General features: G+C 58.6%; 21 protein-coding genes and 1 other RNA gene. 8 read left to right on the top strand and 14 right to left on the bottom strand.

The window, feature by feature from the left end; translation table 11 throughout:
• Nucleotides 1–2: 2 nt before the first annotated feature.
• Both ftsH and rlmE read right to left on the bottom strand, forming a co-directional pair.
• On the bottom strand, nt 3–1913 hold the full coding sequence (ftsH, locus tag JTY93_RS03635; RefSeq protein WP_029298988.1) for an ATP-dependent zinc metalloprotease FtsH: 1911 nt from the start codon (nt 1911–1913) through the stop codon (nt 3–5).
• A 200-nt stretch (nt 1914–2113) separates the two neighbouring features.
• The gene (gene rlmE, locus JTY93_RS03630) at nt 2114–2764 is read right to left on the bottom strand and encodes a 23S rRNA (uridine(2552)-2'-O)-methyltransferase RlmE (protein ID WP_029298990.1); all 651 of its coding nucleotides are present in this window, start codon (nt 2762–2764) and stop codon (nt 2114–2116) included.
• Between the two features lie 105 nt (nt 2765–2869).
• Between rlmE and JTY93_RS03625 the strand changes: the two genes are divergently transcribed.
• On the top strand, nt 2870–3178 hold the full coding sequence (locus tag JTY93_RS03625) for a YhbY family RNA-binding protein (protein WP_029298992.1): 309 nt from the start codon (nt 2870–2872) through the stop codon (nt 3176–3178).
• 8 nt (nt 3179–3186) lie between these two features.
• Here the strand turns inward: JTY93_RS03625 and JTY93_RS03620 are convergent, their stop codons facing one another.
• From JTY93_RS03620 to grpE, 8 genes are all read right to left on the bottom strand, one after another.
• On the bottom strand, nt 3187–3591 hold the full coding sequence (locus tag JTY93_RS03620) for an MFS transporter (protein ID WP_205476621.1): 405 nt from the start codon (nt 3589–3591) through the stop codon (nt 3187–3189).
• 28 nt (nt 3592–3619) lie between these two features.
• Nucleotides 3620–4096: a transcription elongation factor GreA gene (gene greA, locus JTY93_RS03615; RefSeq protein ID WP_008029775.1), complete on the bottom strand. Its 477-nt coding sequence runs from the start codon at nt 4094–4096 to the stop codon at nt 3620–3622.
• Complete coding sequence (gene carB / locus JTY93_RS03610) at nt 4093–7314, bottom strand: carbamoyl-phosphate synthase large subunit (RefSeq protein WP_205476620.1); 3222 nt, start codon at nt 7312–7314, stop codon at nt 4093–4095. Before carB ends, greA begins: the two co-directional genes overlap by 4 nt.
• Nucleotides 7315–7419: 105 nt before the next feature.
• On the bottom strand, nt 7420–8556 hold the full coding sequence (gene carA / locus JTY93_RS03605; protein ID WP_169995163.1) for a glutamine-hydrolyzing carbamoyl-phosphate synthase small subunit: 1137 nt from the start codon (nt 8554–8556) through the stop codon (nt 7420–7422).
• Between the two features lie 259 nt (nt 8557–8815).
• Entirely contained in the window at nt 8816–9622 is an 807-nt protein-coding gene (gene dapB / locus JTY93_RS03600) for a 4-hydroxy-tetrahydrodipicolinate reductase (protein WP_205476619.1), read from the bottom strand.
• A 10-nt stretch (nt 9623–9632) separates the two neighbouring features.
• Nucleotides 9633–10757, bottom strand: coding sequence for a molecular chaperone DnaJ (dnaJ, locus tag JTY93_RS03595; RefSeq protein ID WP_205476618.1), 1125 nt, complete (start codon nt 10755–10757; stop codon nt 9633–9635).
• A 316-nt stretch (nt 10758–11073) separates the two neighbouring features.
• The gene (gene dnaK / locus JTY93_RS03590) at nt 11074–12996 is read right to left on the bottom strand and encodes a molecular chaperone DnaK (protein ID WP_029299003.1); all 1923 of its coding nucleotides are present in this window, start codon (nt 12994–12996) and stop codon (nt 11074–11076) included.
• Between the two features lie 103 nt (nt 12997–13099).
• On the bottom strand, nt 13100–13669 hold the full coding sequence (gene grpE / locus JTY93_RS03585) for a nucleotide exchange factor GrpE (protein ID WP_038445951.1): 570 nt from the start codon (nt 13667–13669) through the stop codon (nt 13100–13102).
• Between the two features lie 232 nt (nt 13670–13901).
• Between grpE and recN the strand changes: the two genes are divergently transcribed.
• The gene (gene recN / locus JTY93_RS03580) at nt 13902–15575 is read left to right on the top strand and encodes a DNA repair protein RecN (protein ID WP_169995167.1); all 1674 of its coding nucleotides are present in this window, start codon (nt 13902–13904) and stop codon (nt 15573–15575) included.
• A 96-nt stretch (nt 15576–15671) separates the two neighbouring features.
• Here the strand turns inward: recN and fur are convergent, their stop codons facing one another.
• On the bottom strand, nt 15672–16076 hold the full coding sequence (gene fur, locus JTY93_RS03575) for a ferric iron uptake transcriptional regulator (protein ID WP_003194220.1): 405 nt from the start codon (nt 16074–16076) through the stop codon (nt 15672–15674).
• A 98-nt stretch (nt 16077–16174) separates the two neighbouring features.
• Between fur and JTY93_RS03570 the strand changes: the two genes are divergently transcribed.
• Nucleotides 16175–16702, top strand: coding sequence for an outer membrane protein assembly factor BamE (locus JTY93_RS03570; protein ID WP_029299006.1), 528 nt, complete (start codon nt 16175–16177; stop codon nt 16700–16702).
• 61 nt (nt 16703–16763) lie between these two features.
• On the opposite strand, the gene JTY93_RS03565 is transcribed toward JTY93_RS03570, so the two are convergent.
• Entirely contained in the window at nt 16764–17078 is a 315-nt protein-coding gene (locus tag JTY93_RS03565) for an RnfH family protein (RefSeq protein WP_205476617.1), read from the bottom strand.
• Nucleotides 17071–17505, bottom strand: a complete 435-nt coding sequence (locus JTY93_RS03560) for a type II toxin-antitoxin system RatA family toxin (RefSeq protein ID WP_169995171.1) — start codon at nt 17503–17505, stop codon at nt 17071–17073. The genes JTY93_RS03565 and JTY93_RS03560 overlap by 8 nt, the downstream gene beginning before the upstream one ends.
• 168 nt (nt 17506–17673) lie before the next feature.
• Here JTY93_RS03560 and smpB point away from each other — a divergent pair, with 168 nt between their 5' ends.
• Entirely contained in the window at nt 17674–18156 is a 483-nt protein-coding gene (smpB, locus tag JTY93_RS03555; RefSeq protein WP_029299012.1) for an SsrA-binding protein SmpB, read from the top strand.
• 66 nt (nt 18157–18222) lie between these two features.
• Here the strand turns inward: smpB and JTY93_RS03550 are convergent, their stop codons facing one another.
• Entirely contained in the window at nt 18223–18990 is a 768-nt protein-coding gene (locus tag JTY93_RS03550) for an FCD domain-containing protein (RefSeq protein WP_070994380.1), read from the bottom strand.
• A 259-nt stretch (nt 18991–19249) separates the two neighbouring features.
• Between JTY93_RS03550 and JTY93_RS03545 the strand changes: the two genes are divergently transcribed.
• The 4 genes from JTY93_RS03545 (at nt 19250) to ssrA (ending at nt 24787) form a co-directional block, all read left to right on the top strand.
• Nucleotides 19250–20944, top strand: coding sequence for a lactate permease LctP family transporter (locus JTY93_RS03545; RefSeq protein ID WP_205476616.1), 1695 nt, complete (start codon nt 19250–19252; stop codon nt 20942–20944).
• A gap of 126 nt (nt 20945–21070) precedes the next feature.
• Nucleotides 21071–23905 (top strand): FAD-binding and (Fe-S)-binding domain-containing protein, encoded by a 2835-nt coding sequence (locus tag JTY93_RS03540; protein ID WP_205476615.1) that lies wholly within the window; start codon nt 21071–21073, stop codon nt 23903–23905.
• Between the two features lie 101 nt (nt 23906–24006).
• Nucleotides 24007–24291, top strand: coding sequence for a PA2433 domain-containing protein (locus JTY93_RS03535; RefSeq protein WP_205476614.1), 285 nt, complete (start codon nt 24007–24009; stop codon nt 24289–24291).
• 102 nt (nt 24292–24393) lie between these two features.
• Nucleotides 24394–24787: a transfer-messenger RNA gene (ssrA, locus tag JTY93_RS03530) on the top strand.
• The last annotated feature ends 349 nt before the right edge of the window (nt 24788–25136 follow it).

The raw sequence follows: 25136 nt of genomic DNA, 5'->3' as shown, positions 1-25136 counted from the left end.
CCTTAAAGGTCGGCAGCCGGGCCGCCGATTGGGTTTTCCGGGCGCTCGTTCTGTACCACTGGCGGCGTGCCTGAAGTACCCGAACCACCTTCCCAATCACGAGGCTCACGAGGCGTACGACCAGCCATGATGTCGTCGATCTGCTCGGCATCAATGGTCTCGTACTTCATCAGGGCATCAGCCATGGCGTCGAGCTTGTCGCGGTTATCGGTCAGGATCTGCTTGGCCGTGCCGTAGCACTGGTCAATGATGCTGCGCACTTCGGAGTCGATCAGCTTGGCTGTCTCGCCGGAGAAGCTGGCACTTTGACCGCCGCCGCCACGACCCAGGAACACTTCACCTTCTTCCTCGGCATACATCAGCGGGCCGAGTTTTTCCGACAGACCCCACTTGGTGACCATATTCCGCGCAATCTGGCTGGCACGCATGATGTCGTTGGACGCGCCGGTGGTTACACCGTCAAAACCCAAGGTCATCTCTTCAGCGATACGACCGCCGTACAGCGAACAAATCTGGCTGATCAAGGCGCGCTTGGAGAGGCTGTAGCGATCCTCTTCCGGCAGGAACATGGTGACACCTAGCGCCCGACCACGAGGAATGATCGATACTTTGTAGACCGGGTCGTGCTCAGGCACGACGCGACCGACAATGGCGTGACCGGCTTCGTGATAAGCGGTGTTCTGCTTCTCTTTCTCGGACATGACCATGGATTTGCGCTCGGCGCCCATCATGATCTTGTCTTTGGCCAGTTCGAACTCTTTCATCTCGACGATACGCTTGCCGGTACGGGCAGCGAACAGCGAAGCCTCGTTCACTAGGTTAGCCAGGTCGGCACCAGAGAAACCAGGAGTACCACGGGCAATCACGCCCGGAGCCACGTCATCGCCCATTGGCACTTTGCGCATATGGACCTTGAGAATCTGCTCACGGCCACGGATATCTGGCAAGCCAACCACAACCTGACGGTCGAAACGGCCCGGACGCAGCAGCGCCGGGTCAAGTACGTCAGGACGGTTGGTGGCGGCAATCACGATGATGCCATCGTTCATTTCAAAGCCGTCCATCTCCACCAGCAACTGGTTGAGGGTCTGCTCACGCTCGTCGTGACCACCGCCCATGCCAGCACCACGATGACGACCAACAGCGTCGATTTCATCGATGAAGATGATGCAAGGCGCGTGTTTCTTGGCCTGTTCGAACATGTCACGCACACGGCTTGCACCCACGCCGACAAACATCTCGACGAAGTCGGAACCGGAAATGGTGAAGAACGGCACCTTGGCTTCGCCGGCAATCGCCTTGGCAAGCAGGGTCTTACCGGTACCCGGAGGACCGACCATCAGTACACCGCGAGGGATACGGCCGCCCAGGCGCTGGAACTTGCCCGGATCGCGCAGGAACTCGACCAACTCACCGACTTCTTCCTTGGCTTCGTCGCAACCTGCAACGTCAGCCAGGGTCGTTTTCACCTGATCTTCGGAAAGCAGGCGTGCCTTGCTCTTGCCGAAGCTCATCGGCCCGCCCTTGCCCCCCGCGCCGCCTTGCATCTGGCGCATGAAGAACATGAACACGGCGATAATCACCAGGATCGGGAAGCTGGCAACCAGCAACTGGGTCCAGATGCTCTGCTGCTCAGGCTGCTTGCCCTCGACGACGACCTTGTTATCCACCAGGTCGCCGATCAGGCCATTGTCCTGGATCGCCGGACGAATGGTCTTGAAGCTGTCGCCATCGTTGCGCTTGCCAGTGATCACGTAGCCATCAACCGCCACGCGCTCGACCTTGCCATCCTTAACTTGCTGGATGAAGTCGGAATAGTTGAGGGTCTGCGGCTCGTTAGGGCTGGAGAAGTTGTTCATCACCGTCACCAGGACAGCCGCGATGATCAACCACAGGATCAGATTCTTTGCCATATCGTTCAATTAACTACCCTCTGAAGCAAGCTCCGCTACTGGCGCGCGCTTCGCATGATATTCACCGGCCTAACTTACTACATTACCTACAACTCTGGCAGGCGCCGTCTGTAACCCTTTGTGAAACTTTGACTACACAATATTCGTAAAGCTTCATGACGAAAGCGATATAAAAAAACCTATCGCCTACCTCCAATTCCTCAAAAACGCTCTTCGCTCGCAGCGCCCTCGACACCGCGGAAGCCGCGGCACAGCAAATACTGCTCCCTGGACCTGTCCCGGGAAGAGTCAGGCTTGCGCGTCTGCACCTTGTCGAACAACTTGCGGATGTTCTTGTGGTACTCGTCAAACCCTTCGCCCTGGAAGACCTTCACGAGGAAATCTCCACCTGGACGCAAAACCCGACCCGCCAAATCCAGCGCCAATTCACAGAGGAACATAGCGCGCGGCATATCGACGGCCGGTAATCCACTCATATTGGGGGCCATGTCGGAAATCACAAGGTCTACCTGCGAATTTCCTACCGCCTCAAGGATCTGCGCAAGTACGGCGTCCTCGGTGAAGTCACCATGAACAAAGGTCACATCCGGAATGCTGTCCATTTCCAGGATGTCGGACGCGATCAGACGCCCCTGCCCACCAATCAGACGACTGGTCACCTGGGACCAGCCACCCGGGGCGGCGCCTAGGTCAATAACGCTCATGCCCGGGCGGATCAACTTGTCCTTGTCCTGGATCTCCAGCAGCTTGTAACTGGCCCGTGAACGGTAACCGTCCTTCTGCGCCTTTTTGACGTAAGGATCGTTGAAATGCTCTTGAAGCCACTTAAGGCTAGTTTTGGAACGGGCCACGGGCCACCTCGAAAATAAAACGGGTCGTGATTAACTGGGCGGTCCCGGACTCGCTCGGGTAAACTGGCCGCCGCTTTTTACAAGATCAGACGCAGGGGTCAGATTATGCCGCTCACTCAAGAGCAGAAGAAACAGTACAAATCCATTGGCCACCATCTGAAACCAGTTCTGATTGTGGCAGACAACGGTTTGACTGAAGGTGTGTTAGCCGAACTTGAACGCGCATTAGGCGATCACGAGCTGATCAAGATCAAGGTCAATATCCTTGATCGCGAAGCGCGCCTGGCCGCCATTGCAGAACTGTGCAAGGTGGGCAAAGCGGACCTGGTTCAGGTCATCGGCAAGATGGCGCTGCTGTATCGCAAGAATTTCAGCGCCAACAAGCAATTGTCGAACGTTCATCGCTTCAAATGATTCAAGGGTCACGGGCGTGCTTCGCGCGCCCCGCCACTCCACCCTGGCGCCGGCTGTACTACCAGCACCAAGCCAGAAAACCCTAGCACAAGATAGCTGAACAGCTGCCAGCGCAACGCTTGCGGCAGCAATACGTGCACCACGCAATACATTGCGCACGCATACAGCGCCATCAACAGCAACTGCCCACGCATATCCCGCCACAAACTCCCCAAGCCCTCGGCCTTGACCAGCACCAATGCCTGGAGAATCACGCACGCCGCCGCAAAACCCACCAGCAGCGCACTCAATAATCCGCCGATCTCATCAATCAGCAACGGCGCCAGGCCAATCACGCCCAGCACCGGCAATACACCCAGGTGTAACAGCCATAGACCGCCAACCCAGAGCATCTGGGCCAGCTGCCAAAGCATGGCGCCCGCTGGAAGCGGGCGCCGTCTTTCAGATGTGACGAACTTCGACAATCTCGTACTCGATCACGCCACCAGGCGTCTTGACGGCGACCACGTCACCCTCTTCCTTGGCGATCAAGGCACGGGCCAGCGGCGAACCGACGGAGATCTTGCCGAGTTTGAAGTCAGCTTCGTCCTCACCCACGATGTGATAAGTCACGCGCTCATCCGTCTCGACGTTGGCGATTTCCACAGTGGTACCGAAAATCACTTTGCCGGTGTGCGGAATGCTTGTGACATCAATGATGACCTGATTCTGAATCCGCCCTTCAATGTCACGGATCCGCGCCTCGACCATACCCTGCTGCTCACGAGCAGCGTGGTATTCGGCGTTTTCTTTCAAGTCACCCAGCTCACGGGCCGTACCGATGTCCTGGCTCAGCTTTGGACGTACGACCTTGGTCAGGTGGGCGTGCTCCTCTTCCAGGGCCTTGGCGCCCTGGACAGTCATAGGGTATTTGATCATGCCTTCAATCCTGCGTGTAGATCCTGCAAGCGCCGCACGGTCTTTTCCGGACCGAACTTGAGCGCTTCACAGATGGCTTCGCCAGCAGCAATGGTGGTGGTGCAGTAGATCTTGTGCTGCAAGGCGTTACGACGAATGGAGTAGGAATCCGCGATCGACTGGCGACCTTCGGTGGTGTTGATGATCAGGGTGACTTCGTCATTCTTGATCATGTCGACAACGTGCGGACGACCTTCCGTTACCTTGTTCACGCGACGCACTTTCAGGCCAGCCGCTTCAATCAGCTTGGCGGTCCCGGCGGTGGCCACGACTTCGAAGCCCAAGTTGATCAGATCACGGGCCACGCCTGCAACCAGTGGTTTGTCATCGTCACGCACACTGATAAACGCAGTACCGCCGGTCGGCAGCACTTCGCTGGCACCCATCTGGGCCTTGGCGAATGCTTCGCCAAAGGTATCGCCCACGCCCATCACTTCACCGGTGGACTTCATTTCTGGGCCCAGGATCGGGTCCACGCCAGGGAATTTGGCGAATGGGAACACCGCCTCTTTCACACTGTAGAAGTTCGGAATGATTTCCTTGGTGAAGCCGATTTCCTTCAAGGTCTTACCGGCCATCACACGGGCGGCAATCATCGCCAGGGACACGCCGATGCACTTGGAAACAAACGGTACGGTACGCGAAGCACGCGGGTTGACTTCGATGACGTAGATGTCTTCGCCTTGCAGCGCCAACTGTACGTTCATCAGGCCGACCACACCCAGTTCCAGGGCCATTTTCTTGACCTGTTCGCGCATCTCGTCCTGGATGTGCAGCGGCAGCGAGTACGGCGGCAGGGAGCACGCGGAGTCACCGGAGTGAACGCCGGCCTGCTCGATGTGTTGCATGATCGCGCCAATCACCACGTCGGTACCGTCGCAAACCGCATCCACATCCATTTCGATGGCGCAGTTGAGGAAGTGGTCCAGCAGCACCGGGCTGTCATTGGACACTTTCACCGCGTCACGCAGGTAGCGCTTGAGTTCTTCTTCTTCGTAGACAATTTCCATCGCCCGGCCGCCCAGTACGTAGGACGGACGCACCACCAACGGGTAGCCGATCTTGCTGGCTGCGCGGATGGCCTCATCTTCGCTGCGCACGGTCGCGTTTGGTGGCTGGCGCAGGTTCAGGCGCTCGACCATTTGCTGGAAGCGCTCACGGTCTTCGGCACGGTCGATGGCGTCAGGGCTGGTACCGATGATCGGCACGCCGGCAGCTTCCAGGGCACGTGCCAGTTTCAGCGGAGTTTGCCCGCCGTACTGAACGATCACGCCTTTTGGCTTCTCGACGCGACAGATTTCCAGCACGTCTTCCAGCGTTACCGGCTCGAAGTACAGACGGTCGGAAGTGTCGTAGTCAGTGGAAACGGTTTCCGGGTTGCAGTTGACCATGATGGTCTCGTACCCGTCTTCGCGCAGGGCGAGGGCGGCGTGGACGCAGCAGTAGTCGAACTCGATGCCTTGGCCGATACGGTTTGGACCGCCGCCCAGGATGATGATCTTGTCGCGGCCCGACGGCGCGGCTTCGCACTCTTCCTCGTAGGTGGAGTACATGTAGGCGGTGTCGGTGGCGAACTCTGCGGCGCAGGTGTCAACGCGCTTGTAGACCGGGAAGATATCCAGCTTGTGGCGATGGGTGCGCAGGTTCTTCTCAGTCACGCCCAGCAGCTTGGCCAGACGCTGATCAGAGAAGCCTTTGCGCTTGAGGCGGAACATCAGGTCGCGGTCGATAGAGGACAGACCCAGGGTCTTGACCTTCTCTTCTTCCTTGATCAGATCTTCGATCTGCACCAGGAACCACGGATCAATCATGTTCATGCCGAAGATGTCTTCGACGGTCATGCCCGCGCGGAAAGCATCAGCCACGTACCAGATACGCTCGGCACCCGGCACGGTCAGCTCGCGTTTGAGCACGCTCATGCTTTCCGGGTTGCTCAGGTCGAGCTTCTCGTCCAGACCGCAAACGCCCACTTCCAGGCCACGCAGGGCTTTCTGCAGGGACTCTTGGAAGGTCCGGCCGATGGCCATGACCTCACCGACCGACTTCATCTGAGTGGTCAGGCGGGCGTCGGCTTTCGGGAATTTCTCGAAAGCGAAGCGCGGCAGCTTAGTGACGACATAGTCGATCGACGGCTCGAAGGACGCCGGCGTAGCACCGCCAGTGATCTCGTTTTGCAACTCGTCCAAGGTGTAACCGATCGCCAGCTTGGCAGCGATGCGCGCAATCGGGAAGCCAGTAGCTTTTGATGCCAGCGCCGAAGAACGCGATACACGCGGGTTCATCTCGATCACGACCATACGGCCCGTGTTCGGGCAGATACCGAACTGAACGTTGGAGCCGCCGGTTTCAACGCCGATCTCACGCAGTACCGCCAACGAGGCGTTACGCATGATCTGGTATTCCTTGTCCGTCAGGGTCTGTGCCGGAGCAACGGTGATCGAGTCACCGGTGTGCACGCCCATGGGGTCGAAGTTTTCAATCGAGCAGACGATGATGCAGTTGTCCTTTTTGTCGCGGACAACTTCCATCTCGTACTCTTTCCAGCCGATCAGGGATTCGTCGATCAGCAGCTCTTTGGTCGGCGACAGGTCCAGACCGCGGGCACAGATTTCTTCGAACTCTTCACGGTTGTAAGCGATACCGCCGCCGGTGCCGCCCATGGTGAAGGACGGACGGATAATGCACGGGAAACCCAGCTTTTCGAGAACCGCGTTAGCTTCTTCCATGCTGTGGGCGATACCCGAGCGCGGGCAATCAAGACCGATGGACTTCATGGCCTTGTCGAAACGCGAACGGTCTTCAGCCTTGTCGATGGTGTCGGCATTGGCGCCAATCATCTCTACGCCGAACTTTTCCAGGATGCCTTCGCGCTCCAGGTCCAGGGCGCAGTTCAGTGCAGTCTGGCCGCCCATGGTCGGCAGCAGTGCATCTGGACGCTCTTTCTCGATGATCTTGGCAACGGTCTGCCACTTGATCGGTTCGATGTAGGTAGCGTCGGCCATGTCCGGGTCGGTCATGATGGTGGCCGGGTTGGAGTTCACCAGGATGACGCGGTAACCCTCTTCGCGCAGGGCCTTGCAGGCCTGGGCGCCGGAGTAGTCGAATTCGCAGGCCTGGCCGATAACGATCGGGCCAGCGCCGAGAATCAGGATGCTTTTTATGTCTGTACGTTTTGGCATGGGTTTGTCACTCAAATCCGCAGGTCAGTCGGCAAGCCGTCTTGAACAATCTTTGAAGAGCCTGAGGGGGCCGCCGGTTTCCCGGGCCGCCCTCAGGCCACTCATTTAGCGTCGCTTGGCCATCTCATTGATGAAACGGTCGAACAGCGGCGCTACGTCGTTCGGGCCCGGGCTCGCTTCAGGGTGGCCCTGGAAGCTGAACGCGCTCTTGTCGGTGCGCTCGATACCCTGCAGGGAACCGTCGAACAGCGACTTGTGAATGGCACGCACGTTGGCCGGCAAGGTGGCTTCATCCACCGCAAAACCGTGGTTCTGGCTGGTGATCATCACTACGCCAGTGTCCAGGTCTTGTACCGGGTGGTTAGCACCATGATGGCCATGGCCCATTTTCAGGGTCTTGGCGCCGGAGGCCAGGGCCAGCAGTTGGTGACCGAGGCAGATACCGAATACCGGGATCTCGGTATCCAGCACTTCCTTGATGGCCTGGATAGCGTAGTCGCAAGGCTCAGGGTCACCTGGACCGTTGGACAGGAACACACCATCTGGCTGCAAGGCCAATACGTCGGCGGCCGGGGTTTGCGCCGGCACCACGGTCACGCGGCAACCGCGCTCGACCAGCATGCGCAGGATGTTGTACTTCACGCCGTAGTCATAAGCGACCACGTGGTAAGGCAGTTCGCTAGCCTCGATGGTCGCGTGGCTGTCGGTCTTCAAGTCCCAGACAGTGGAGCGCCACTCGTACTGCTCTTTGGTGCTGACGACTTTCGCCAGGTCCATGCCTTTCAGGCCAGGGAAGCCTTGCGCTGCGGCAATCGCCGCTTCTTCGGAAATATTGTCACCGACCATGATGCAGCCATTCTGCGAGCCTTTTTCACGCAGGATGCGCGTGAGGCGGCGCGTATCGATACCCGCGATCGCCACAACGTTGTTGGCTTTCAGGTAATCGGACAGCGACATCGTGTTACGCCAGTTGCTCGCAACCAGTGGTAGATCACGAATCACCAGACCAGCCGACCAGACACGATCAGACTCGACATCTTCCGGTGTAGTACCGGTATTGCCGATGTGCGGATAGGTCAGGGTAACGATCTGTTGGGCGTAGGAAGGATCGGTAAGGATTTCCTGATAGCCGGTCATGGCGGTGTTGAACACCACCTCTCCAACGGTCTGACCGTCGGCTCCAATGGCTTCGCCGCGAAAAATGCTGCCATCAGCAAGGGCGAGTATGGCTGGCTTAGTCAAGAAGACCTCCCGTAAATAAAGCCTGAAAGGGCGATCGCAGGTTGTAAAAAAGCGGAGTGACGTATGGACACGTCACCCCGCTTCTTCACTGAATTATTCTGCGCGCTTTTAGTGGACACACTAAAGCTGTAGCTTACAGAAAAAGGGTTTTTTGGTCCACCGCTAAAGAGCCTAAAAGGCAGGAGAATGCGACAGGACGTCGCTTAGCGGGTAAAAACGGGGCCCTAGAGTAATACCCGGGGCCCGTTTTTGCTACTGATTAACGCAGATCCAGCACGTCTTGCATGTCGTAGAGGCCCGCTTCGCGCCCCTCCAGCCACAATGCCGCACGCACGGCGCCCTTGGCAAAGGTCATGCGGCTGGAGGCCTTGTGGGTAATCTCCAGGCGCTCACCTTCGGCAGCAAACAGCACCGTGTGATCACCCACCACGTCACCGCCGCGTACCGTAGCAAAGCCAATGGTCTCGCGCTCACGCGCGCCGGTATGACCTTCGCGACCATACACCGCGACTTTCGACAAATCGCGCCCCAACGCATCGGCAATCACTTCACCCATGCGCATGGCGGTGCCCGATGGCGCATCTACCTTGTGCCGGTGATGGGCCTCGATGATCTCGATATCCGCCTCATCACCCAGCACCCGCGCGGCCATGTCGAGCAACTTCAGCGACAGGTTGACACCCACACTGAAGTTGGCGGCAAACACGATGGGAATATCCTTACCCGCCGCAACGAGCAACTGCTTCTGCTCGGCATTCAGGCCAGTGGTACCAATAACCATGGCCTTACCCGCCTTGCGGCAGAACGCCAGGTTTTTCAGCATCACTTCGGGCAGGGTGAAGTCGATCAACACATCGAATTCATCAGCCACTTGCTCCAGGCTGCCGGACAACGCCACACCGATCCGCCCCAGCGAAGCCAGCTCGCCAGCATCGGCGCCGATCAGCGTACTGCCCGGACGCACGATCGCCGCAGTCAGCCCCGACAGAGGCGAGCGCTGCTGCACCGCTTCCACCAGGTTCTTGCCCATGCGCCCGGCGGCGCCCATCACTGCTATACGTCGCATATCCACGTCCTTACAGGTCGCCGAAGAAGCGCTTCACGCCTTCGAACCAGCCAGCGGTCTTCGGCGAATGGGAGCCATCACCGTCCAGCGAGCCGCGCAATTCTTCGAGCAACTCACGCTGACGACGATCCAGATTGACCGGAGTTTCAACGGCCACACGGCACATCAAGTCGCCCGCCCCACCGCCACGCACTGGCGCAACGCCCTTGCCACGGATCCGGAACTGCTTGCCGGTCTGCGTCCCCTCAGGGATCTTCAGCTTGACCCGGCCATCGAGGGTCGGAATCTCCAGCTCGCCACCCAGGGCGGCATCGACAAAGCTGATCGGCACTTCACAGAACAGGTGCTTGCCGTCGCGCTGGAAGATCGAGTGCTCGCGCACATTGATCACCACGTACAGATCGCCCGTCGGACCACCCTGCGCACCCGCCTCGCCTTCGCCCGACAAACGGATACGGTCGCCGGTATCGACACCCGCCGGCACTTTCACCGACAGCGTCTTGTACTCTTCGACACGCCCTTCGCCGTGGCAAGAGTCGCACGGATCGGAAATGATCTTGCCCTGGCCATGGCAACGCGGGCAGGTTTGCTGCACGGAGAAGAAGCCCTGCTGCATGCGCACCTGACCAATACCGCCACAGGTCGGGCAGGTAATCGGCGAAGAGCCCTTCTTGGCACCTGAACCGTCACACGGCTTGCAATTGACCAGCGTCGGCACGCGGATGTTGACGCTGGTACCGCGCACGGCTTCTTCCAGATTCAGCTCCAGGGTGTAGCGCAAGTCGCTGCCGCGCTGGGCACCGCCGCGCTGACCGCCGCGACCGCCACCGAAGAAGTCGCTGAACACGTCGCCGAAGATATCGGAGAAGTTCTGCCCGCCAAAACCGGCACCGCCCCCCCCCATGCTCGGATCGACACCCGCGTGGCCGTACTGGTCGTAGGCCGCGCGCTTGTTCGGATCACACAGGCATTCGTAGGCCTCGTTGGCCTCCTTGAACAATTCTTCGGATTCTTTGTTATCCGGATTACGGTCCGGGTGGTGCTTCATCGCCAGGCGACGGTAAGCCTTCTTCAGGTCCGCCTCGCTGGAGCCGCGCTCCACACCCAATACTTCGTAATAGTCACGCTTTGCCATAAGTCTTTGCACTCTTAAGGACGTCCGGCAAAACCCTCCTGAGCCTGCCAAACTCGTTGAGCCCCAATACAGGCCCGGACCCAACTCACGTCAAATTCAACGATCCTGGTCTTTACTGCTCTCAGCCGAGACCCAGCTAAAAACGCGGTGATTGTTGATCGCAAAGCAGGAGCATTCCCGATCACACCGCCAACATCCGAACCTTGTCGCATGTTGTAAAAATTCGCGTACCCCAGACACGCCAACGCGGGAGCAAGCTCCCGCGCGGCGACATCCTACCAGTCACCGCTTGATAGCGGTCAACCGGGCGACCAAGTTACTTCTTCTGGTCTTCTTTTACTTCTTCGAACTCGGCATCGACAACATCATCGTGCTTGGCTTCAGGCTCTGCCTGTTGCGCGGCACCGTCAGCTGGCTGGCCTTGCTCGGCGTACATCTTCTGAGCTACTGGCGCGGAGACTTTCGACAGCTCCTCAACCTTGGCTTCGATAGTGGCCTTGTCATCACCTTTAACGGCGGCTTCCAGGGCAACCACTGCAGCTTCGATTGCAGTCTTCTCTTCAGCAGTCACTTTGTCGCCAGCATCAGCGATCATTTTGCGCGTCGAGTGAACCAGTGCATCACCCTGGTTGCGGGCAGCGGCCAGCTCTTCGAACTTGCGATCTTCCTCGGCGTTCTTTTCAGCATCGTTGATCATCTGCTGAATTTCTTCCTCGGACAGGCCGGAGTTGGCCTTGATCACGATCGACTGAGTCTTGCCAGTAGCCTTGTCCTTGGCGCCTACGTGCAGAATGCCGTTGGCGTCGATGTCGAAGGTCACTTCAATCTGTGGCACGCCACGTGGAGCTGGTGGAATCTCGGCCAGGTCGAACTTGCCCAGGGACTTGTTCTGCGCAGCCTGCTTACGCTCACCTTGCAGCACGTGAATGGTCACTGCGCCCTGATTGTCATCGGCAGTCGAGAACACTTGCGATTTCTTGGTAGGAATCGTGGTGTTTTTCTCGATCAGCGCAGTCATCACGCCGCCCATGGTTTCGATGCCCAGGGTCAGCGGGCTGACGTCCAGCAGCAGCACGTCTTTCACGTCGCCGGCCAATACCGCACCCTGGATGGCAGCACCCATGGCAACGGCTTCGTCCGGGTTGACGTCTTTACGCGCTTCTTTACCGAAGAACTCGGTAACTTTCTGCTGCACCAGCGGCATACGGGTCTGACCACCGACCAGAATCACGTCGTTGATCGAGCCAACATCGATACCCGAGTCTTTCAGGGCGATGCGGCAAGGTTCGATGGTGCGCTGAACCAGGTCTTCAACCAGCGATTCCAGCTTGGCGCGCGAGATTTTCACGTTCAAGTGCTTAGGACCGGTGGCGTCTGCAGTGATGTACGGCAGGTTCACGTCGGTCGAATTGCTCGAAGACAGTTCGATCTTGGCTTTTTCAGCGGCTTCTTTCAGGCGCTGCATCGCCAGCGGGTCACCCTTGAGGTTCATGCCGCTTTCTTTCTTGAATTCGTCTACGAGGTAGTCGATCAGACGGATGTCAAAGTCTTCACCACCCAGGAACGTGTCACCGTTGGTCGCCAACACTTCAAACTGGTGCTCGCCATCGACTTCAGCGATTTCGATCACGGAAACGTCGAAAGTACCGCCACCCAGGTCATAAACGATCACGGTGTGGTCGCCCTTGGCCTTGTCCATGCCATAGGCCAGAGCAGCCGCGGTGGGTTCGTTGATGATACGTTTTACGTCCAGGCCCGCGATACGGCCGGCGTCCTTGGTCGCCTGGCGCTGGCTGTCGTTGAAGTAGGCCGGAACGGTGATCACCGCTTCGGTCACTGCTTCACCGAGGTAATCTTCGGCAGTCTTCTTCATCTTTTTCAAGATTTCAGCCGAGATTTGCGGTGGCGACATTTTCTGGCCGTTCACTTCAACCCAGGCGTCACCGTTGTCGGCCTTGGCGATCTTGTACGGAACCATCTTGATGTCTTTCTGTACGACTTCTTCGTCGAACTTACGACCGATCAAACGCTTCACCGCGTACAGGGTGTTATGCGGATTGGTCACAGCCTGACGCTTGGCGGACTGGCCTACCAGGATTTCGCCGTCGTTGGCGTAAGCCACGATGGAAGGGGTAGTACGTGCGCCTTCGGCGTTCTCAATAACCTTGGATACGCCGTTTTCCAGCACGGAGACGCAGGAGTTGGTAGTCCCCAGGTCGATACCGATAATTTTGCCCATGATTCACTCTCCCGAAACTTTGGATTTGGTTGCCGCAGCAGTGGTGGCTAACTGCGGTAGCACTTAAACGCTTGACTTATAAATGGGGTCGTTACGAACGATTTCAAGCCTGCTCATCAATCGATGGCGAAACCGGTGCGGGAGCCTTGCTCACCACCACCATCGCCGGGCGCAACAGGCGACCATTGAGCTGGTAGCCCTTCTGGAACACTTTCAACACGCTATTGGGCTCAAGGTCAGCATTTTCCTGCATGGCCATGGCCTGGTGATGCTCGGCATTGAACGGCTCGCCGCCTTGTGGATCGATGGCTTCCAACTGATAACGCTTCAGGGTGTCCTGGAACATTTTCAGGGTCAGTTCGATCCCTTCGCGCATGGCACGAATGTTTTCGTCGTCCGGGCTGGACAGTTCCAGGCCGCGCTCCAGGCTGTCGATGATCGGCAACAGATCACCGGCAAACTTCTCCAGCGCGAACTTGTGGGCTTTCTCTACATCCTGCTCGGCGCGGCGGCGGACGTTCTGCAGATCGGCAGCAACACGCAAAGCCTGATCCTGAGCGCCTGCCAGTTGCTCTTCGAGCACTTGCACACGAGCCGCCAGGTCTTCACCCGCTGCCTGCGAGGCCTGGTTGGCGTCTGGGTTTTGCGTATCCAGCGTCTGTTCGTCAGCCATAATTTTCTCCTTTCAGAATCCTGCGCGAACTCAACTCGCGCTTCTGTTCCGGTATATGGGGCCACAATTTCCAGGTTCAAGGGCCGACATGCCCTGACTCATACTTTCCCGCACATTCCACATCGCACTAAAAAATGCCGACATCCAAGCAAATTGAGCTAAACCTCAGGATTGTCAGCGCCAAACAAAACACTGTATAAATAACCAGACCTAAAGCCTGGGAGCAGCCACTATGCTGGTTCACCTGTCCGTACATAACTACGCCATCGTCGAGCATCTGGATCTTGAACTGGATCGCGGGATGAGCGTAATCACAGGCGAAACCGGCGCCGGCAAATCGATCATGCTCGATGCCCTGGGCCTGACCCTGGGCGATCGCGCCGACAGCGGCGTGGTTCGCCCCGGCGCAGACAAGGCCGATATCCTGGCGACTTTTGATTTGGCGGATATCCCGGAAGCCAGCGCCTGGCTTGCCGAACGCGACCTCGATAACGACGGCCCGTGCATTCTGCGCCGCGTGATCACCGCTGAAGGCCGCTCGCGGGGCTATATCAATGGCACGCCCTGCCCCCTTGGCGACCTGAAAGCCCTGGGCGAATTGCTGATCGATATCCACAGCCAGCACGAACATCAATCCCTGCTGAAAACCGACACTCATCGCCGGCTCCTGGATGAATACGCCGGCGCCACCGACCTGGCGCGCCAGGTGCAACTGGCCGCACAGCGCTGGCGCCAGACCCGCCTGGAGCTGGAGCGCCTGTCCAACTCCGGCGACGAGCAGCGGGCCCGCCACCAACTCCTCAGTTATCAGTTGGAAGAGCTGGAAAGCCTGGGCTTGGGCGAAACCGAGCTGGAACAGCTGGAGCAGGAGCACAAGAACCTGACCAATGCCGAAACATTGCTGGGCATTTGTCGCCAGGTTGTCGAGCAATGCAGCGAAAGCGATTCCGGCAATGTGCTGAATGCATTGACGGCAAGCCTTAACCGCCTATCGAGCGTGAACAGCGGCTCTGGCTCGCTGAATGAAGCCACCACCCTGCTGACCAGTGCGCAGATCCAGGTAGAAGAGGCGGTTGGCGAGCTGAACCGCTTCCTTGACCACTTCGATGCCGATCCGGCGCGCCTGCAAGAGATAGAAGAGCGCCTCGACACTATCTATACGCTGGCGCGCAAACATCGGATCCAGCCAACTGAAGTGGCAGCCATGCAGCAAAAACTGCTGGACGAGATCGAAACCCTGAATGCCAACGATGAATCCATCGAGCGCCTGGGCGATGAACTGGCCTCTTTCGCCCGCCACTATCAGGAAAAAGCCCGGGAGCTGAGCGACCTGCGCCAGCAAGCAGCAACCGGCCTGGCCTGCGCCGTGGAACAGGAAATCCAACGCCTGGGCATGCCCGGCGGGCGCTTCACCATCGAGTTGCACGCCAACAGTGGCAACGAGCTGCAGCCTAATGGCCTGGAGCAGGTGGAACTGCTGGTGAGCGCCAACCCCGGCCAACCTCTCAAGGCACTGGCCAAGGTGGCGTCTGGCGGCGAACTGTCACGGATCAGCCTGGCGATCCAGGTCATTACTGCCCAGACTTCGCGCGTACCCACACTGGTATTCGACGAAGTGGACGTGGGGATCGGCGGGCCGACCGCAGAAATCGTCGGCCAATTGTTGCGTCGCCTCGGCGAACGCGGGCAGGTACTGACCGTTACCCACTTGCCCCAAGTGGCAGCCCAGGGGCATCAGCATCTGTTTGTACATAAGGTCAGGGGCAGCGATGCGACACATACTGCTGTGTCCAAGCTGAACAAGACCGAACGGGTCGAAGAAGTCGCGCGCATGCTCGGCGGCATCGATCTGACCAAAGAGTCCCTGGCCCATGCGAAGAAAATGGTGGTGACGGCGAAGGCCTGAGCCCTATTTCACCCTGGGTTTCCCCCCGATAGAAAACACGAAGGCGACCCTAGGGTCGCCTTCGATCGTTTCGCAGAGTGAATCTGCGTAGCTTTCTTACTTTTTCTTACGTATGTACAGAACCAGATTGTGGTCAACCAAATCGAATCCGTGCTCCTCAGCAATCTTGTGCTGCAGCGCCTCGATCTCGGGGCTGGTGAACTCGATAACCTCATTGGTATCCAGGTCAACCATGTGGTCGTGATGACCACCGTCAGCCAGTTCAAATACTGCATGACCGCCGTCGAAATTATGACGAACCACCAGCCCTGCGGCTTCGAACTGGGTCAGTACACGGTAAACCGTGGCCAGGCCGACGTCCTCGTTAGACTCCATCAGCGCCTTGTAGACATCCTCGGCACTCATGTGGCGTTGCTCGGCGGAATCGAGCATTTGTAGAATCTTGACTCGTGGCAGAGTCACTTTAAGACCGGCTTTGCGTAGTTCGCTATTTTCAACCATGGTTAGCTTTCTCGCGGATGCTGCTTCGCAGCTTCTCTTAATACGGGTATGATCGGCGTTTACGTTGTCCCAGCCAAGATAGTGGAAGTCGCCCACCGATGCAAAACACCAAGCTCTTGCTAACCAGTTTCACCCTTGTGGGACTGCTCGCACTCGCCGGTTGTTCATTCCCCGGGGTTTACAAAATCGACATCCAGCAGGGCAATGTCGTCACGCAGGACATGATAGACCAGTTACGCCCGGGAATGACCCGACGGCAAGTACGGTTTATCATGGGCAATCCCCTGCTGACCGACACATTCCATGCCGATCGCTGGGATTATCTCTATAGCCTGCAACCTGGAGGCGGGGAACGCCAACAGGAGCGCGTCAGTGTCATCTTTAATGGCAACGATCAGCTCGTCAGCCTTTCCGGTGACTTCATGCCCGGCGTAAGCCGCGATGAAGCCCTGCTGGGCAAGGACAGCGGGACCAGCGTCACTGCGCCAGCGCAGAATGCTGAACAGCCCAAGTCCGAGGTACCGGCCAAGCCAGGTTCCTTGCTTGACCAGATCCAGAAAGATATCGACGGTGTGCAGACCGTTCCGGTGCCAACTCCAGAACCTCTGGACGCCAGCCCGCAATAATTTGCATCGCTCAACAAAAAGCCCGGCATGCCGGGCTTTTTGTTGCCTGCTGTTTCACAGACTATGGATTTAGCCGCCGGGCTTCGGCTGCTTTTGCCGCTCGCAAGCGTCTTACTTCCTTCGGATCGGCGAGCAAGGGCCTATAGATCTCGATGCGGTCACCGAACTGCACGCTCCGGGTTGCAGCGTCCGCCACAACCTTGCCGAAAATCCCCAATGGGCAACTGTCGATATCCAGCTCGGGAAACTGTGCCGCAATGCCTGACGCCAGCACCGCCGCACGCAGGCTCGTCCCCGGCGCAACCGCCAGGCTCAACAACAATTGGCGATCCACTGCGGCGTAGACCACCTCAATCTCAATCAGTGACTCAGCCATGCAGTTGCTTGGCCCGCTGGCAAAACGCATCCACCAAGGTATTCGCAGCCTGGTTGAACAGCGGCCCCAAGGTCGCCCGCACAATGGAGCCTGCGTAATCAAACGTCAGGTCCAGGCTGATCTTGCACGCCTTCTCCCCCAATGGCTTGAATACCCAGACACCATGCAACTGAGTGAATGGCCCTTCTTCCAGATTCATCTCGATGGACTGCCCAGGAACCAGCACATTACTGGTCACAAACTTCTGGCCAAGCCCGCCCTTGGACACTTCAAGACTCGCACGCATATGCTCAGCGCTGCTCTCCAGCACCGTGGATGAGGAGCACCAGGGCAGGAAATCCGGGTAGCTCGCCACGTCGTTGACCAGGTCATAGAGCGCTTGCGCCGGGTAAGGCAGCAGGGCCGAGCGTTGAATATGCGTCGTCATGGGAGCGTTATTTCCGAAGCTGAGCGGCAAACATCGCGAAAAGACTGCGCGATTCGCGAGAGAAAAAAACCAGAAAACAGGCGGTATTGTCCGGGATTCGTCCAACACGCTCAAGCACGCAGGTTGACCGTAGCCGACACGCTCGCAACTGCCTATAATGCCGCCCCTATGGCTAAACAAAAGAAACACCCAACAGGGACCATCGCGCAGAACAAAAAGGCGCGACACGATTACTTCATCGAACATCGGTTCGAGGCTGGTCTGGTCCTGGCCGGCTGGGAAGTAAAAAGTCTGCGCGCCAGCAAGTTGCAGCTGGTCGACAGTTACGTGCTGCTCAAGGATGGCGAGGCCTGGCTGCTCGGCAGTCATATCACGCCGTTGATGACCGCCAGCACCCACGTGATTGCCGATCCGGTGCGCACGCGCAAACTGTTGCTCAATGCACGCGAACTGGAAAAGCTCGCCGCCGCGGTACAGCAGAAGGGCTACGCCTGCGTCTGCCTGTCGTGGTACTGGAGCAAGCATCTGGTCAAGTGCGAAATCGCACTGGGCAAGGGCAAGAAGGAATACGACAAGCGTGATACCGAGCGCGAGCGCGACTCCAATCGGGAACTGCAGCGCGCCGTACGCAACAAGGGCAAGGAAGACTGACCTTCCCCGCCCCTTGATGCGCGCCCGTGTGGCCAGGGAGCCTGCTCCCTGCGCCGCAACTGCAGACTACATCCCCTTGCGCCGCTCCGCCCGCGCCATGCGCTGCACTTCCTGACGCACCTCCTCCAACACTTCCTGCACATACAGCAGGTGCCGTGTTGAAACTTCCCGCGCCTGTTCCGCTCGCCCTTCGATAATCGCCAGGTACAAGTCCCGATGCTGATTGATCAGCATGTCCCGGGTTTCGCTACGCTGCTGGTACATACCACCGATATTGGTCACCACGTTGCGCTTGAGCAGATCAAACAAGCCGCGAATGGTGTGCAGCAATACCGCGTTGTGGCTGGCTTCGGCGATAGCCAAGTGAAACCTGGCATCGGCCGCGCCTTCTTCGATACGGCTCACCTCATCATCACGCGTATAGCAATCCTGCAAGGCATCAAAAGCGGCAGTCAGACGCTCGCGGTCCACTTCCGTGGCGCGCAGCGCGGCGTAATAAGCACAAGACGCCTCTAACGTCTGGCGAAACTCCAACAGATCACGCTGAGCTTCGGGGTTGTTTTCCAGCAGATGCAACAACGGGTCGCTGAAGGTTGAACCCAGCGTCTCCACCACATAATTACCGCCGCCCTGACGACTGACCAGCAGCCCCTTGGCCGCCAGCTTCTGGATCGCCTCGCGCAACGACGGGCGCGACACACCGAACTGTTCAGCCAGTGCGCGCTCGGCCGGCAATCGCTCGCCCGACTTCAACGTGCCCTCAAGGATCATCCCCTCAAGCTGCTCGACGATATCGTCGGACAAACGGCGCTGACGCACCTGATCAAACGCCATAACTGACTCTCCACCATCCCGGCCACTCGCCGGGCCCTCTATTCTGGCCTATTGCCGCGCTGTCGGCACCTATCAGAACCCCTTTGATTACACCGATCAGACCCCACGCCGCCGACATGCGACCAAAGTTTCTCAGGCGGCAAATTGACACATCACCCCGAAGGCTCTTAACCTAGCCATCAGCGATTGTAAATTGGTCTTACCAATTATCCAAATCAGCTAAGCATGCATGACCAACAACAATTAGGGGCCACCCCATATGCAAACCTGGCAACAGCTCTACAGCCCACTCGGCAGCCTCGGCCTGTCCGCACTGGCCGCCGTTATTCCCATCGTATTTTTCTTCCTGGCCTTGGCGGTGTTTCGCCTTAAAGGTCATGTTGCCGGGAGCATCACCCTGGCGTTGTCGATCCTGGTAGCGATCTTCGCCTTCCAGATGCCTGTCGATATGGCACTCGCTGCCGCCGGCTACGGCTTTGCCTACGGCCTGTGGCCAATCGCCTGGATCATCGTCGCCGCGGTATTCCTCTACAAACTGACGGTCAAGAGCGGCCAGTTCGAAGTGATCCGCAGCTCCGTGCTGTCGATTACCGACGACCAACGCCTGCAAGTGCTGCTGATCGGCTTCTGCTTCGGCGCATTCCTCGAAGGCGCCGCCGGTTTCGGTGCGCCGGTAGCGATTACTGCCGCGCTGCTCGTAGGACTGGGCTTCAACCCCCTGTATGCCGCGGGCCTGTGCCTGATTGCCAACACCGCGCCAGTAGCGTTCGGTGCCTTGGGGATCCCGATCATCGTCGCCGGCCAAGTCACCGGCATCGACGCCTTCAAGATCGGCGCCATGACCGGCCGCCAACTGCCGCTGCTGTCGCTGTTCGTGCCGTTCTGGCTGGTGTTCATGATGGACGGTGTGCGCGGCGTCAAGGAAACCTGGCCTGCCGCACTGGTGGCCGGCTTGAGCTTTGCCATCACCCAGTACTTCACCTCCAACTTTATTGGCCCGGAACTGCCTGACATCACCTCAGCCCTGGCCAGCCTGATTTCCCTGACCCTGTTCCTGAAAGTCTGGCAGCCCAAGCGCACCGCGGGTGCCCAGATTGCCGGCGCGACTTCCAGCGTGTCGGTCACCGGCAGCGTCGGCGGTTTCGGTCAACCACGTACTTCCGTGGCTTCGCCTTACAGCCTGATGGAAATTTTCAAGGCCTGGTCACCGTTCCTGATCCTGACCGTACTGGTCACCATCTGGACCCTCAAGCCGTTCAAAGCCATGTTCGCCGCCGGCGGTTCGATGTACAGCTGGGTGTTCAACTTTGCGATTCCGCACCTGGACCAGATGGTGATCAAGGTTGCACCGATTGTCACCAACCCCACTGCCATTCCAGCGGTGTTTAAGCTGGACCCGATTTCCGCTACCGGCACAGCGATTTTCTTCTCGGCGCTGATCTCCATGCTGGTGCTGAAGATCAATTTCAAAACTGGTCTGACCACTTTGAAAGAGACCTTCTACGAACTGCGCTGGCCGATCCTGTCCATCGGCATGGTGCTGGCGTTCGCGTTCGTCACCAACTACTCCGGCATGTCTTCGACCATGGCGCTGGTACTGGCCGGCACCGGCGCAGCATTCCCGTTCTTCTCGCCGTTCCTGGGCTGGCTGGGTGTGTTCCTCACCGGTTCCGATACCTCGTCCAACGCCCTGTTCAGCTCCCTGCAAGCCACTACCGCACACCAAATCGGCGTCAACGACACCCTGCTGGTCGCGGCGAACACCAGTGGCGGCGTAACTGGCAAGATGATTTCCCCGCAATCGATCGCCGTGGCCTGCGCCGCGACCGGGCTGGTGGGCAAAGAATCCGACCTGTTCCGCTTTACCCTCAAGCACAGCCTGTTTTTCGCCACGATTGTCGGCCTGATCACTTACGCCCAGGCGTACTGGTTCACCGGCATGCTGGTGCATTAAGACCACAGGCCATACCGTTAGAACCGACGCCGCAGCCGCCTTGCGGCGTCAGCTATTCACAACCCAGTCTGCTGGACCTTGGCGCCTAGGCTCCCCAGACTGGGCGCTGCTGATCCTGGAGGACCCATGAGTCTGCCCATCGCGTTCCTTGATGCTGTCGCACGACTGATCCCGAAAGATCGGCGCTTCGACGATCCTCTCTCCACCCTGGCTTTCGGCACCGACGCCAGTTTTTACCGACTGATCCCACAACTGGTGATCCGGGTCGAATCGGAAGATGAAGTCGTCGAACTGCTGCAACTGGCGCAACGCGACCGTGTGCCAGTGACCTTTCGTGCGGCTGGCACCAGCCTCTCCGGCCAGGCCATTAGCGATTCGGTGCTGATCGTACTCGGCGACAACTGGAACGGGCGCGAGATTCGTGGCCAAGGTACGCAAATCCGTCTGCAACCCGGGGTGATCGGGGCCCAGGCCAACGCCTGGCTCGCGCCGTTCGGGCGTAAGATCGGTCCGGATCCGGCGTCGATCAATGCCTGCAAGATCGGCGGAATTGTCGCCAACAATGCCAGCGGCATGTGCTGCGGCACCGCCCAGAACACCTACCACACCCTGGCCGGGATCCGCCTGGTACTGGCCGACGGCAGCCGCCTCGACACCGAGGATGCCGCCAGCGTCGCCGCTTTCCGCGCGCAACACAGCCCGTTGCTGGAACGCCTGGCTACCCTGGGCCGCGAAACTCGGGCCAATGCTGAATTGGCCGCAAAAATTCGCCATAAATACCGTCTGAAAAACACCACCGGCCTGTCACTCAACGCCTTGGTGGATTTCGACGAGCCACTGGATATCCTCAGCCATCTGCTGGTGGGTTCCGAAGGCACCCTGGGTTTTATCAGCGCCGTGACCTACGACACGGTGATCGATCACCCGAACAAAGCTTCGGCCCTGATCGTATTTCCCGATGTAGAAACCTGCTGCAACGCCGTAACGGTGCTGAAAACCCAACCGGTGTCGGCGGTCGAGTTGCTGGACCGGCGCAGCATGCGTTCGGTGCAAGACAAACCCGGCATGCCCGCTTTCGTACAGCAGCTATCGGAAGGTGCCTGCGCGCTATTGATCGAATCCCGCGCAGCTTCCTCGTCACTGCTGCATGAGCAACTGGCGCTGATCATGGCGTCGCTGGCCGACTTCCCGGTCGAGAAACAAGTCGACTTCACCGAAGACCCAGTGGAAAACGCTCGCCTGTGGGCCATCCGCAAAGACACCTTCCCTGCCGTCGGCGCCGTACGCAAAACCGGCACCACGGTGATCATCGAAGACGTGACCTTCCCGGTGGAGCAACTGGCTATCGGCGTGAACCGCTTGATCGAGTTGTTCGACAAACATCACTACGACGAGGCCATCCTTTTCGGACACGCGCTGGAAGGCAATCTGCACTTTGTCTTCACTCAAGGCTTCAATAGTGCGGAAGAAGTCACACGCTACCAGGCGTTCATGGATGACGTGGCGCAACTGGTGGCCGTCGAGTTCGGCGGCTCGCTGAAAGCCGAGCATGGCACCGGTCGCAACATGGCGCCTTTCGTCGAACTGGAATGGGGCAGCGATGCCTATCAGTTGATGTGGCAACTCAAGCGCCTGCTCGACCCCAACGGCATTCTCAACCCGGACGTGGTGTTGAGCGAAGATCCGCAAATCCACCTGAAAAATCTCAAGCCGCTGCCAGCCGCCGACGAGATTGTGGATAAGTGCATCGAGTGCGGCTTCTGCGAGCCCGTCTGCCCATCCAAGGGCCTGACCCTCAGCCCGCGCCAGCGCATCGTGATCTGGCGCGATATCCAGGCACGTAAACGCGCCGGCATCGATACCACCGAGCTGGAAGCGGCGTATCACTACCAAGGCATCGACACCTGCGCCGCCACCGGGTTGTGCGCCCAGCGTTGCCCGGTAGGCATCAATACCGGTGACCTGGTGAAAAAACTGCGTAGCCGCGACGCAGACAGTACGAAAACCGCCGAGTGGCTAGCCAGCCATTTCTCCACCGCATTGCAAGGTGCACGCTTTACCCTGCATGTGGCCAACGGCGCTCGCATGCTACTGGGCGCGCCGCGCCTGGCGAAACTCTCGGCTTCCGTAACCAAGCTGTCCAAGGGCCAAATCCCGCAGTGGACCAGCGCCATGCCACAGCCGGAAAAAGCCATCCGCTTCAGCCCCGCCGTCAACGACGAACGACCACGGGTGGTCTACCTCGCGGCCTGCGTGTCGCGAGCAATGGGGCCCGCGGCTGGGGACAAAGAGCAAATGTCGCTGTACGACAAAACCCGTGGCCTGCTGGAAAAGGCCGGTTACCAGGTAGTCATCCCGGACAACCCGGACAGCCTGTGCTGCGGCCAGCCCTTCGCATCCAAAGGCTACGCCGAACAGGCCGAGCACAAACGCCAGGAACTGATCGGCGCCCTGCTCCACGCCAGCCGTGGCGGCCTCGACCCGATCTATTGCGATACCAGCCCCTGCACCCTGCGCCTGGTCCAGGATCTGGGGCAAACGCGTCTGGACCTCTATGACCCAGTTCGATTTATCCGCACCCACCTGATGGATCGCCTGGACTTCACACCCCAAGATGCACCCATTGCCGTGCATGTCACCTGCAGCACCCAGCACCTGGGCGAAAGCCAGGCCCTGATCGACCTCGCCCGGCGCTGCAGCAACAACGTGGTCATCCCCGAAGGCATCCACTGCTGCGGGTTCGCCGGCGACAAAGGCTTCACCACCCCGGAACTCAACGCCCACTCCCTGCGCTCCCTCAAGGACGCCGTGCAGTACTGCAGCGAAGGCATCTCCACCAGCCGCACCTGTGAGATCGGTCTGACCCAGCACGGTGGGATCGATTACCACGGTCTGGTCTACCTGGTCGACCGGGTGACCCAGGCCCGCGCAATAAAAACGAACCCCTGCACACCGGCGTAGTCACTTGCTTAAGCCCCGGGCAACCGGGGCTGACCAACAACCTCGCCAGCTGCCCGCACGTACCGCGCAGCATCGAGACCTCTTTGCACAAGGAGATACCCATGAAGCGTTCCGTACTGGCTGGCGTATTCGTTACCGCTGCGATGCTGGCCTCCCCCGTGTTTGCCGCAAGCAATGAAGCAGATCTGTGCCAGATCAATCTGGATAAAATCGACAACGGCAAAGCGCTGCTAGCCACTGATACCAGCGGCAAAAGGGGCGAGATCGACACCGCCGTCTCCCAAGCCAAAGCCTCCAAGGCGGCCGGCGATGAAAAGAAGTGTATCGAGATCACGTCCAAGGCCCTGCAAGACCTGCAGAACCTGGACAAAGGCGGCAATCCATAACCCGCCAACCGCTCAAGGCCAACCTTTCGGGTTGGCCTTCTGTGACCGTTTGACGTACACTGCGCAGGCTTGTCGCTCACGATCACATCGAGCAACAAGCACGGGGCCGTTTAGGATTCGACGCCGGTTGCGAACCTTTAGGTGCATGCCGAGTTGGTAACAGAACTCGTAAATCCACTGTTGCAACTTTCTATAGTTGCCAATGACGAAACCTACGGGGAATACGCTCTCGCTGCGTAAGCAGCCTTAGCCCTTCCCTCCTGGTACCTTCGGGTCCAGCAATCATCAGGGGATGTCTGTAAACCCAAAGTGATTGTCATATAGAACAGAATCGCCGTGCAGTACGTTGTGGACGAAGCGGCTAAAACTTACACAACTCGCCCAAAGCACCCTGCCCGTCGGGTCGCTGAGGGTTAACTTAATAGACACGGCTACGCATGTAGTACCGACAGCAGAGTACTGGCGGACGGGGGTTCAAATCCCCCCGGCTCCACCACTTCAACATCTAAAGACGTCCAAGGACGTCTTTTTTTGTGCCTGAAATTCAGTGAATACAGGCTTTGAGCACTTTTGAGGTTTTCTGGCATCCGCCAAGTTCTGACCATTCGGGTATTCCAAATGGTATTCCTGCCCCTCCGGGGCTACATCTCTGGAATATCAAAACAGTGCCTAAGGTAGGTCTCATGCCTGCTCCAGTACTGTGCCTCTGCGGCCAACAATTCTAGGGAGTCAAACCAGCCTCCAAGGAATACGTTCCACCGATGGAGAGCTATACGAGCTTTTCACAGTGAGTAGCCGGAGCGTTGCAGGATAAGGTTATACACGCACCTCGCCTCGTCTGGCAT

Source organism: Pseudomonas hygromyciniae, assembly GCF_016925675.1.
In the GTDB taxonomy this organism is placed as follows: Bacteria; Pseudomonadota; Gammaproteobacteria; order Pseudomonadales; family Pseudomonadaceae; genus Aquipseudomonas; species Aquipseudomonas hygromyciniae.
This window is presented reverse-complemented; position numbering and strand designations above follow the sequence as displayed.

Bases quoted from the DNA above. Each gene is read 5' to 3' on its own strand.
- greA (WP_008029775.1), bottom strand. From the start codon at position 4,096: ATGATCAAATACCCTATGACTGTCCAGGGCGCCAAGGCCCTGGAAGAG.
- dnaK (WP_029299003.1), bottom strand. From the start codon at position 12,996: ATGGGCAAAATTATCGGTATCGACCTGGGGACTACCAACTCCTGCGTC.
- JTY93_RS03545 (WP_205476616.1), top strand. From the start codon at position 19,250: ATGCAAACCTGGCAACAGCTCTACAGCCCACTCGGCAGCCTCGGCCTG.
- dapB (WP_205476619.1), bottom strand. From the start codon at position 9,622: ATGCGACGTATAGCAGTGATGGGCGCCGCCGGGCGCATGGGCAAGAAC.
- smpB (WP_029299012.1), top strand. From the start codon at position 17,674: ATGGCTAAACAAAAGAAACACCCAACAGGGACCATCGCGCAGAACAAA.
- JTY93_RS03550 (WP_070994380.1), bottom strand. From the start codon at position 18,990: ATGGCGTTTGATCAGGTGCGTCAGCGCCGTTTGTCCGACGATATCGTC.
- JTY93_RS03560 (WP_169995171.1), bottom strand. From the start codon at position 17,505: ATGACGACGCATATTCAACGCTCGGCCCTGCTGCCTTACCCGGCGCAA.
- carB (WP_205476620.1), bottom strand. From the start codon at position 7,314: ATGCCAAAACGTACAGACATAAAAAGCATCCTGATTCTCGGCGCTGGC.
- JTY93_RS03625 (WP_029298992.1), top strand. From the start codon at position 2,870: ATGCCGCTCACTCAAGAGCAGAAGAAACAGTACAAATCCATTGGCCAC.
- recN (WP_169995167.1), top strand. From the start codon at position 13,902: ATGCTGGTTCACCTGTCCGTACATAACTACGCCATCGTCGAGCATCTG.
- grpE (WP_038445951.1), bottom strand. From the start codon at position 13,669: ATGGCTGACGAACAGACGCTGGATACGCAAAACCCAGACGCCAACCAG.
- JTY93_RS03540 (WP_205476615.1), top strand. From the start codon at position 21,071: ATGAGTCTGCCCATCGCGTTCCTTGATGCTGTCGCACGACTGATCCCG.
- JTY93_RS03620 (WP_205476621.1), bottom strand. From the start codon at position 3,591: ATGCTTTGGCAGCTGGCCCAGATGCTCTGGGTTGGCGGTCTATGGCTG.
- dnaJ (WP_205476618.1), bottom strand. From the start codon at position 10,757: ATGGCAAAGCGTGACTATTACGAAGTATTGGGTGTGGAGCGCGGCTCC.
- fur (WP_003194220.1), bottom strand. From the start codon at position 16,076: ATGGTTGAAAATAGCGAACTACGCAAAGCCGGTCTTAAAGTGACTCTG.
- JTY93_RS03570 (WP_029299006.1), top strand. From the start codon at position 16,175: ATGCAAAACACCAAGCTCTTGCTAACCAGTTTCACCCTTGTGGGACTG.
- JTY93_RS03565 (WP_205476617.1), bottom strand. From the start codon at position 17,078: ATGGCTGAGTCACTGATTGAGATTGAGGTGGTCTACGCCGCAGTGGAT.
- JTY93_RS03535 (WP_205476614.1), top strand. From the start codon at position 24,007: ATGAAGCGTTCCGTACTGGCTGGCGTATTCGTTACCGCTGCGATGCTG.
- ftsH (WP_029298988.1), bottom strand. From the start codon at position 1,913: ATGGCAAAGAATCTGATCCTGTGGTTGATCATCGCGGCTGTCCTGGTG.